Source organism: Psychrobacillus sp. 05T411 (assembly GCF_056396485.1).
Map to the genome: position 1 here is coordinate 1 of NZ_JBFTLO010000054.1, position 9,092 is coordinate 9,092.

Here is a 9,092-nt window from a genome sequence, read left to right on the forward strand (position 1 = left end):
GGGTGAGTGATGAGCCTTCACCGCCGCTTGCGCGTACGTTGTGAAGTCTCATCTTACTCAGGCAGAGGAACAAAGGCTAAGAACGCCACATCGTGTGGCAACGCCTTCGTGACCAACATCGTGTTGGCCTCCACTGGAGTCGCCGCCTGCAGCGAAAATCAATGGAAATTGCTAAATTATTAGGATCCCATATTAACAATTAATGGTTGAACGAGACAATAACCACTGCGAACACGACAAACTAGTCGAGTAGATGCCGGCCAGGCGTGTTCGACGGGCTTTAAGACATATAATTCCTATAATAGGTCGGAATTATAGTTGTCTCACATCAAGTAAACTTACCATTTTGAGAATTGGTTGCTTTCACAAGTGATTTGGTTGCTCTCGTGCTGATTTAGTTGCTTTCGTAGTAGAACTGGTTGCTCCCAGTCATCGGTTGGTTGCCCTAAGCCATTTATTGGATGAATCCAATGGAAAAACTGGTTGAAATTTTGTTTTTTAATGGGATGGTATGGATAATTGGGTAATTTCTTTTGATTTTCGCTGCAGGCGGCGACTCCTGCCGGATGAGTGGGCAAATGAGCCATCCCAACGTACGCCAAAGCGGCGGGATGGCTCATCGCTCACCCGGCGGAAAGCGTCCGACAGCAGCGAAAATCATAGTGGCCACCTTATAAGACTCTTTACGTCGCAGTATCCCTATACTGCATTTGATTAAAAAATGACTTAACTTACTTACTTACTTACTTACTTACTTACTTACTTACTTACTTACTTACTTACTTACTTACTTACTTACTTACTTACTTACTTACTTACTTATGTTACATGTAAATCGTTATCCAAATGGAGAAAGTTTTATTATTGTCCACTTGGCTCAGTAAGACCATGTTTGACTGCGTATAATGCTGCCTGTGTCCGATCTTGGACTTGTAGCTTGGCGAATATATTCGATATATGCGTTTTCACCGTTTTTTCCGTTACAAATAAGGATGACGCGATTTCTCGATTACTTTTTCCTTTTGTCAATTCAGACAAAACATCCTGCTCTCTCGGTGTTAATGGATGCTCTTCATGTGGAGAAGGCGGTGCAACCTCTACTTCTTTTTGTAGCTGAGAAGTTGCTTGTGGATGTAATGTATTTTCTCCTCGCATTAATGCACGAATGGCTTCTGCCAAATCATCTGGCTCAATATCTTTTAACTGATATCCCGCTGCTCCTGCATTTAAAGCAGGAATAACATGGTCACGATCGGAAAAGCTTGTTAGCATTAATATTTGTATCTCAGGATATTTTGCTTTGATTCGTTTCGTCGCTTGGATGCCATCCATTTCCGGCATCACAAGATCCATTAACACAACGTTTGGCTTCAAAGCGGCAGTCAATTCCACGGCTTCTTTACCATTTGAGGCTTCTCCTACAATATCCATATCTTTTTGTGTTTTTAAAAAGAACATTAAACCTCTTCTTACAACATGATGGTCATCGGCAATTAATACTCGAATCATTTCTATCCCCCCTAATACGGTAAACGGACTAATATTTCTGTTCCTTTATCCCATTCCGTTACCCAATCTACTGTTCCACTTACCGAATATGCTCGATCTCGCATACTCTGCAACCCCAATGATCTGAGGCTGTTCAGTTCATTCATATGGAATCCACGACCTTCATCTTTTACTACTAATAAAACATCTGTCGGAGTAATCGTTAAATATAACTCTACTTGTAGGACTCCCGAATGCTTACGCACATTATTCATTGCTTCTTGAGCAATTCGGAACAATGTCTCTTCAATTCTTGCAGGTAAGTTAATAACTCCTTTTACGTTTACATTCAGTGCTAACCCTAGTATATCTCCATATCCTTTAAGACCTTCTATGATTCCGTTCTCTAAGCCTTTCGGGCGAAGTTGCCATATAAGTGCTCGCATTTCCGTTAATGCTTCTTGCGTTAAATATTGAATTTCTTTGAACGTATCTTTTATTTCCTCTTGCTCCGTCATTTCTACTCCACCCCGGGCAGTTAGTGTGACGGAAAATAGCAATTGATTGACTGAATCATGTAAATCCCGTGCAAGCCGATTTCTTTCTTGCACAAGCGCTACTTGCTGCTCTTGTTTTGTGAGTAAGATTCGCTTAATAGCAGATCCAATTTGAAATGCCACGGACTCTAATAATGCTAGTTCTCCATCGGAAAAACGAATCGTATTTGGTGTCGCTACATTTAAAAGACCAAATTGTTCTTGCCCAGATTGTAACGGGACTGTTGCGTGATGGGTAATATCATCATAGTCTTTACTGCTTGTCTTTCGAGAGTGGACGATTCTTTTACACTCAATAATGTTGGAAGCTTTATCTAATTCACCATTTTGAAATCTGGAAACACACCAACAACCACCCTTTTGCAACAATCTACAGTCATTTTTTTGTAATGCATCCGGCAAATTTTCATGGGCAATTAATTCTTGTTTTCCTTTTTCATTAATAAAAAATATCCACCCTGTTTCAAATAGCGTGCCTGCTAATAATTTGCGAAGTGCCCCTTGCAGCATTTGTTCCATTTCCGTTTCTTCATTTAAAAATTCTGCTATTTCTTTTAATAATTCAATATTTGAGCGTTCGTTTTCTTGCACGAAAAACTCCTCCAACTCTAGTACGGTTACTTTCATCATATCATTTATCGTAGCTTTTCTGTGCTTTAAGGACATCATACTTTTGACTGAAAAAAAGAGAAGCATGGCTGCTCCTCTCGTCTAGTCCTCTAAATATCTATTCATTTCTGCTGAGAATGCTTCTTTTAATGCTGCTAGTTTTTCCATACTTTCTGTTTCTGACCCGCTTGTCACACCGAAATAATATTTTATCTTCGGCTCTGTTCCACTCGGTCGAACACAAACCCACGAACCATCGGCAAGAAAGTACTTCAATACATTCGATTTTGGCAATAAAATCTGTTCTGCTTTTCGACCATCTGTAAATGTTCGAAGGGAATTTAAATAATCTTCTTGCGACGATACTGATATTTCTGCGACTTCGCTTATCGGATTGACACGAACTTGAGCTAGTAAATTTTGAATCGCATTCGCGCCGCTTACTCCTTTTTTCGTAACCGATACAAGCCCTTCTAAATAATAGCCATGTCGTTCGTATAGTGCCTGTAAAACTTCGACAAGTGTCATGCCTTTTTCTTTATAGAAAGCCGCAGCCTCTACTAGCGCTAACACACTTTGTATCGCATCTTTATCTCGTGCAAAGCTTTTGACTAAATAACCGTAGCTTTCTTCATAGCCAAACAAAAACTGGAATTCTTTCGTCTCTTCATATTGTTTAATCTTTTCACCAATGAATTTAAACCCCGTTAACACATCTTCCGTACTTGCCCCATGATATTCTGCGATCACTCGTCCTAAATCCGATGTCACGATTGTTTTAAACACACGACCGTTTGCAGGCATCGTTCCTTTTTCTTTCCGTTGTGTCAATAAATACTCGATTAAAATAGCACCGGTTTGATTGCCAGTTAATAGTTTGTATCCTTCTGCCGTTTTCACTGCTAGTCCAGCTCGGTCTCCATCTGGGTCTGCTGCAACTAAAATGTCTGCATCATGCTTTTCTCCGTAACGAATCGCGTATTCAAAAGCACTCTTTTCCTCTGGATTTGGTGATTCCAACGTAGGAAATTCACCATTTGGCTCCATTTGCTCTTCTACATAATGGATATGTTCGTAACCAACCTCACTTAAAATTCGTTTCACGGTTTTACCAGAAGCACCGTGAAGCGGAGTGAATACTACTTTTAAATCGGTAGTTGCAGCGAGTGTCGGATTTTCTTGCACGGTTTTTAATTCATTTATATAAGCGCTGTCCATTTCTTCGTCTAAATATGTAACTAAGCGATCCTCAAATGCATTTTGTGTTATTTGAAGTGCATTACCAGCCTCAGAAACGTAACGAATAACTGCATCCGCATCTTCTAAATTTAGTTGTGCCCCGTCTTCTCCGTATACTTTGTAGCCATTATATTCAGGTGGATTATGACTAGCCGTTATKACAATTCCCATAAAAGCATTTAGTTTACGTACAGAATAAGACAACTGCGGCGTCGTTCTAGGTTCCCTATACAAATAAGCTTGAATACCATTAGAAGCTAGAGTATTTGCTGCTTCGTTTGCAAATTCCGGAGAAAATCTACGACTATCATAGGCAATTACTACCCCACGCTTCATCGCTTCCTCACCTGCTGCTTTTATGTAGGAAGCTAGGCCAGTAGTTGCTTTACGAATCGTATATGTGTTCATACGATTCGTACCAGCTCCTATTTCTCCTCGCATTCCACCTGTACCAAATTCCAAATCACGGTAAAATGCATCTTCCATCCGTTTTTCATCTCCAGCTAAAAGCTGAAGATTTTCCTGCCAAACAGGTTCTAATTCCGAAAAGCTATTCCATTGCTCGAACAATTGTTTATAAGACATTCATGAAACTCCCATTCCTCATTTTTTATATTCTATGCTATAGACATCATGTCGACGGTCTTTTAAATGTTTAACTGTTCCGTCTTGTCGTTGGCGTCTTAAAATCTCTAAGTCGACATCACCTATTAAAACCATTTCGACATTCGGTTCCGTTTCACCGACAATCCCATCTCTCGCAAATTCAAAATCAGACGGTGCGAAAATAGCAGATTGGGCATACTGGATATCCATATTTTCTGTTTGTGGTAAGTTTCCTACGGTACCAGAGATTACTGTGTATATTTGATTTTCCACGGCACGAGCTTGTGCACAGTAACGAACGCGTAAATAGCCTTGACGATCTTCTGTACAAAACGGTGTAAAAATAATGTTGGCACCCATATCGGTTGCAATTCGGGCAAGCTCTGGAAATTCAATATCGTAACAAATTTGAATCGCAATTTTACCGCAGTCCGTATCAAATACTTGTACGGAATCTCCCGCACTAATGCCCCACCATTTACGTTCATTTGGTGTAATATGGACTTTATACTGCTTATCAATCGCACCGTCTCGGTGGAATAGGTAAGCAATATTATATATTTCCTCATTCTCTTCCTCTACAAAATGGGAACCAGCAATAATATTAATATTGTAGCGTACAGCTAAATCCGCAAATAATTCCATGTAGTGTGGTGTGTATTCCGTTAATTTACGAACTGCTTGGCTTGGAGAAGGTTCGTCTAGGAAAGACATAAGCTGAGTCGTAAAAATTTCCGGGAATACAACGAAATCGGATTGTGCATCAGATGCGACATCTACAAAATACTCACATTGATGGGCAAACTCTTCAAAAGAATTAATTTTACGCATCATATATTGCACCGCGCAAATACGAACTGGATAGCTTGTCTTAAAATGACGTTTCGATAATGGAATATAGTCCACATTATTCCATTCCATTAATGTTGCATATTTCACCGATGCTTTATCATCCGGTAAATAGTTAGGGTTAATACGCATTAATGTGAACCCATTCATCAACTGGAATGTTAATACCGGATCATATATTTTATGGCGTGAAACAGCTGTTACATATTCCCTCGGGGACATTTCGTTTGCGTGTTTATGATAATTCGGAATACGACCACCGATAATAATCGATTTTAAATTAAACTGTCTTGCAATATCTTTTCTTCCTTCATATAGACGTTGACCAACTTTCATTCTTCTATATTCAGGATGGACCATTACTTCKATTCCGTATAAATTATACCCCTCTGGATTATGATTGGTAATATAACCCGAATCCGTTACGTCAGACCAAGAATGACGATCATCGTACTCATCAAAGTTAATAATTAGACTTGAACAAGAACCAATTACTTTACCATCTAGTTCTGCTACTAATTGACCTTCCGGAAAGATCGTTAAGTGACTGCGTAAATGGGCTACTTCCCAAGGATCCATTCCCGGAAAACAAAGACGTTGTATTTCTAAAATAGATTCAATATCTGAAAAAGTCGTCTCTCTTATAACCATGCTTTTTTCAAATTGGGATAGATCAAATTCTTCTGACATAATATCCACTCCTCGACTAATCACTACTTCTATTATATAACTCTTTTCCCCGCAGTTAAAATATTTTACATGTTTTCAAAGAACCCGTATACTTTTAATGAAGTTGAATGAGTTCAAAGGAGAAGCCAATGACAAAAAAAGTCGAAAATCTCATGCTATTTATGTGGGTAGTAGCTTTTACTGCAACGCTTGGTTCGTTATATTTTTCAGAAATAAGACAGTACGAGCCTTGCGAATTATGCTGGTATCAGCGCATTATTATGTACCCGCTYGTATTAATAGTAGGAATTGCGTACGTCCAAAAAAATGCGAAAATCGCGGTTACTTCACTTGCTTTTTCCATAATAGGAGCTTGTATTTCCGCATACCATTATAGCATTCAAAAGTTAGACTTTATGCAAGATTCTGCTCCAGCATGTGGTAGAGTAGCTTGTACGGGAGAGTACATAAATTATTTTGGATTTATTACCATTCCACTTTTAGCACTTATTGCATTTATTTTGATTGCTATTAGTAGTGCAATGATTTTAAGAAGTTTAAAGGAGGAAAAATAATTATGAAAAAATTAGCTATATTCGGTGGAATTATTGTACTTGTTTTCGTATTAATCTTCGTATTGAACGGACAAAAAAACAAGCAAGCATTAACGGACAACCCTTATGATAAAGAGGACTTAAAACAATCTACAATAGATTTAATTAAGGACCCAAACTACCAAAACATCATCCTTCCAGAAAATTTAAAAAAGAAAATTGATAGCGGTGAAGCTGTTACTGCTTATTTCTTCAGCCCAGAATGTGTGCACTGTCAAGAAATGACCCCAAGACTAACGCCACTTGCAGAGGAAAATAAGGTTGATATTGTAAAATATAATGTACTGGAATATGAACAAGGTTGGCAAGATTATTTAATCGAAGCTACACCGACAACTATTTATTTTGAAGATGGAAAAGAAGTAGCGAGAATGACTGGTGCACAACCGAATGAAAATATTCAAGCATTTTTTGATCAAGTTGTATTGAAATAATTAGAAAGGTCGTGTCCTATAGACATGGCCTTTTTTAAAGGAGAATGATGGATGAAACATACATTAACATATACAGTGCCAGAAGATGGTCTGACGATTGAAGCAATTTTACAAAACAAATGGAAACTAGGAAAAAAACTGATTCATGATTTACGTATGCAAAAAGCAGTAAGTGATACGAGTGGGGAACTTTTACAGTGGAAATTACCAAACAATAAAGGGGATGTATTAGTTTTTACATGGGAAGGAGAATCATCCAATTATCTCCCTTCCGATCAAATCCCTTTATATGTAGCATACGAAGATGAGTACTTATTAATAGCATCCAAACCTCGTGGTGTGGCTACCCATCCAAATGAAGAAGGTCAAAATCATACATTCATGAATACGGTAAGCCATTACTTGTCTAGTAAGGGGCAAGGTTATGGAGAACATGTTCACCGAATTGATGAAGGCACAAAAGGATTAATCATAGTTGCGAAAAATCCGATTGTCAAAGGGATGCTCGATCGTATGTTGGAAAATAAAACAATCATCCGTACTTACGAAGCAATTGTAGAAGGACAAGTGAAAAATCAGCATGGCACGATTCGGGCAGCAATTGGAAACGACCGACATCACCCAACGAGAAAACGGGTTTCCCCTTCTGGCCAACAAGCGATCACTCATTATGAAGTAGTCGGCAAACATCCGGAATTTACAAAAGTACACGCTATTTTAGAAACAGGCCGCACTCATCAAATTCGGGTACATTTTGCCCATCTAGGCCATCCGATTGTTGGGGATGATTTGTATGGCGCGAAGAAAACAGCTACTAAAACGTATGAACTACATGCTTTTAAAGTCCAATTTATGCACCCGATAACAGGTGAGATGATTGTGGTGGAAGATAAGAGGTAGAGTTTCCTTTTTCTTCATAAAAAATCGAAAAGATCAGTATCAGAAAGATTACCCTCTGATACTGATCTTTTTAGTTTATAAATGTAATTCTTTCTTTGCACTTTCCACTGCCTTCATAAGCTCCTCATCTTTAACAATTGTCACATCCGGATCAACTTGTTCCTTTTGAGGTAATTCGAACTGAAACTTTTCCGCATATGGTGCAGGTCTGTTCATTAAAAATTCGGTAATCTGTTCCGCGATTTTTTCTCGTGCTTCTTCAGCAGTCCTTTTACCAGTTACTATTTCATGCATCATATTCATAGACAAAGTATTGGCGCCTTCATTATCACAATGTACGGAGACCTCTCCTCTTGTTCTATCAATAACAAGGCTACCTTCTAGTTTTGCTATTTCCCCAGCTTTATCCGCTGGTACATGATAATCAATAAATTGTTCTAGCATATCTACATGGGGTTCAGGGAAATCATGGGGAACCCCTTCCTTATAGACAATTGTTTTCTTCCATGGACCATTATAGTACCAAATAACTGTTGAATGTGTAGTGTCATTCGGTGGGCCATAAAACTCCATCATTTTCTTCGTTACTTTTTTAGAAAGCATTGGCCAGTTCTCTATTAATTGTTCGACTACATCTTTATCCACTGTAGTATTCGTACCTCTTTTTCCATTCATATCGGTCTCATGTAGTTGTTTATTAGATTCCATTGCAATTGTAGCTGTTTGCAATCGTTCTTGTGCGCTCAACTGATCGGCATATGGTTGATTGTCTTGTTTGTTTAATACCAATATATCCATTCCTTTCTTTGGTGTTAGTTAAATTGATTCTCTTTATTTATCTTCCCCTTCCCCAATTGTTTAAACAAAATATCAATAAGGTCCATACCTATGTTGGTCGTAGAATGAAAACGCAAGCATAGGTTTCTAACCGATATGACAAGTGGAAACGATGAATGGAGTGTCGCACATTCTAGGGAAACTGCGACGTAGTGCGTTGACTAGTGACCGCTATGATTTTCGCTGCAGGACGGACGCTTTCCGTGGGGTGAGTGATGAGCCTTCACCGCCGCTTGCGCGTACGTTGTGAAGTCTCATCTTACTCAGGTAGAGGAACAAAGGCTAAGAAC

8 protein-coding genes are annotated in these 9,092 nt (G+C 38.8%); 3 read left to right on the plus strand and 5 right to left on the minus strand.

Translation table 11 applies throughout. The features are described from left to right. Positions 1-861 precede the first annotated feature (861 nt). From AC1DFT_RS20520 to AC1DFT_RS20535, 4 genes are all read right to left on the minus strand, one after another. A complete protein-coding gene (locus tag AC1DFT_RS20520; RefSeq protein WP_478161483.1) occupies positions 862-1,509 on the minus strand; it encodes a response regulator in 648 nt (215 codons plus the stop codon). Between the two features lie 11 nt (positions 1,510-1,520). Continuing rightward, entirely contained in the window at positions 1,521-2,636 is a 1,116-nt protein-coding gene (locus AC1DFT_RS20525; protein WP_478161485.1) for a GAF domain-containing sensor histidine kinase, read from the minus strand. Between the two features lie 120 nt (positions 2,637-2,756). After that, positions 2,757-4,478, minus strand: a complete 1,722-nt coding sequence (locus AC1DFT_RS20530) for a phospho-sugar mutase (protein WP_478161487.1) — start codon at positions 4,476-4,478, stop codon at positions 2,757-2,759. Between the two features lie 18 nt (positions 4,479-4,496). Further along, complete coding sequence (locus AC1DFT_RS20535; RefSeq protein WP_478161489.1) at positions 4,497-6,038, minus strand: GNAT family N-acetyltransferase; 1,542 nt, start codon at positions 6,036-6,038, stop codon at positions 4,497-4,499. A gap of 128 nt (positions 6,039-6,166) precedes the next feature. Here AC1DFT_RS20535 and AC1DFT_RS20540 point away from each other — a divergent pair, with 128 nt between their 5' ends. The 3 genes from AC1DFT_RS20540 to AC1DFT_RS20550 are packed head-to-tail and all read left to right on the plus strand — an operon-like array spanning position 6,167 to position 7,965. After that, positions 6,167-6,592 carry a disulfide oxidoreductase gene (locus tag AC1DFT_RS20540; RefSeq protein WP_478161491.1) on the plus strand — a complete coding sequence of 142 codons (426 nt, stop codon included), beginning with the start codon at positions 6,167-6,169 and terminating at the stop codon, positions 6,590-6,592. A 2-nt stretch (positions 6,593-6,594) separates the two neighbouring features. Further along, positions 6,595-7,065: a thioredoxin family protein gene (locus AC1DFT_RS20545; RefSeq protein ID WP_478161493.1), complete on the plus strand. Its 471-nt coding sequence runs from the start codon at positions 6,595-6,597 to the stop codon at positions 7,063-7,065. Positions 7,066-7,116: 51 nt separating this feature from the next. Next, positions 7,117-7,965, plus strand: a complete 849-nt coding sequence (locus AC1DFT_RS20550; protein ID WP_478161495.1) for an RluA family pseudouridine synthase — start codon at positions 7,117-7,119, stop codon at positions 7,963-7,965. A 75-nt stretch (positions 7,966-8,040) separates the two neighbouring features. Here AC1DFT_RS20550 and AC1DFT_RS20555 read toward each other — a convergent pair whose 3' ends face one another. Then, on the minus strand, positions 8,041-8,754 hold the full coding sequence (locus tag AC1DFT_RS20555) for a hypothetical protein (protein ID WP_478161497.1): 714 nt from the start codon (positions 8,752-8,754) through the stop codon (positions 8,041-8,043). Between the last annotated feature and the right edge of the window lie 338 nt (positions 8,755-9,092).

What these genes read in the sequence shown, in the direction of transcription:
- AC1DFT_RS20520 (WP_478161483.1), bottom strand. Translation starts at nt 1,509, where the DNA reads ATGATTCGAGTATTAATTGCCGATGACCATCATGTTGTAAGAAGAGGT.
- AC1DFT_RS20545 (WP_478161493.1), top strand. Translation starts at nt 6,595, where the DNA reads ATGAAAAAATTAGCTATATTCGGTGGAATTATTGTACTTGTTTTCGTA.
- AC1DFT_RS20550 (WP_478161495.1), top strand. Translation starts at nt 7,117, where the DNA reads ATGAAACATACATTAACATATACAGTGCCAGAAGATGGTCTGACGATT.